Origin of the sequence: Mesorhizobium sp. M5C.F.Ca.IN.020.32.2.1 (assembly GCF_004023105.1) — a bacterium.
In the GTDB taxonomy this organism is placed as follows: domain Bacteria; phylum Pseudomonadota; class Alphaproteobacteria; order Rhizobiales; family Rhizobiaceae; genus Mesorhizobium; species Mesorhizobium wenxiniae.
In genome coordinates this window covers 1-788 of sequence record NZ_RZSX01001469.1, presented here as the reverse complement: position 1 = coordinate 788, position 788 = coordinate 1, and the positions used below count along the sequence as shown (strand labels likewise).

At 63.7% G+C, this 788-nt stretch carries 1 protein-coding gene and 1 pseudogene; both read left to right on the top strand.

The window, feature by feature from the left end; all coding sequences use genetic code 11:
- A pseudogene (locus EOA86_RS39775) lies at positions 1-199 on the top strand (cell filamentation protein Fic); the annotation flags it as partial.
- Between the two features lie 232 nt (positions 200-431).
- Positions 432-788, top strand: a 357-nt coding sequence (locus tag EOA86_RS36835; RefSeq protein ID WP_128345848.1) for an ArdC family protein, incomplete at its 3' end; no start/stop codon positions are given.

Genomic DNA, 788 nt, shown 5'->3' with positions numbered 1-788 from the left:
CGACAATACAGAGGTCTCTTTCACCGCCCGCTCTGACTTTTCCCGCCTGGGACGCGAGAGACCGGCCACCGAGGCACACCTGCGGCCACAACAGGCCGAGCAGCCACAGCGGGACGGAAGCGCCGGGCTGAAGGCTCCCGAGGCCGAAATGGCGGCGCGGCGAGACCGTGAGCGCGACGACGACGATCGCGGTCGATAACCCCTGCCCTAGGCAACAAGCTGCTTTTCGTCGAGCGGTCGTCGAGCTGGTCGATGTCCGATGCGTTTCGGCGCCGCCTCAGTCCGTTGGGTGATTTGACGGACAAGCTACGATAGCCCCTCCCCCATGCAACCGCTGTCGCGGTCCTCCACTCCGTTTCGGCCCTACAGGTGCATGGGCTCGCTTCGGCTATCTCCGTTCTTTGCCGTCAACCAACGGAATGGAGACGGCCATGCAGAGCATCAAGGACACCTACCAACGCATCACCGATTCCATCGTCGAGCAGCTTGAAGCCGGCACCAAGCCCTGGATCCGCCCCTGGCGCGGCAGCGTCCGACACTCCCGGATCCCGCGCCGCGCGACCGGCGAAGCCTACCGCGGCATCAATGTCCTGATGCTGTGGGTGTCCGGCCAGATGTTCGGCTACGAGGAAAATACCTGGATGACCTATCGCCAGGCGCAGGATCTTGGCGGGCAAGTCCGAAAGGGCGAGAAGGGAACGCTCGTCGTCAAGTACGGCACGTTCACGCCAAAGGAGCGCGAAGACGACGAGGATCGCTCGATCCCCTTCCTCAAGGGATACACCGTC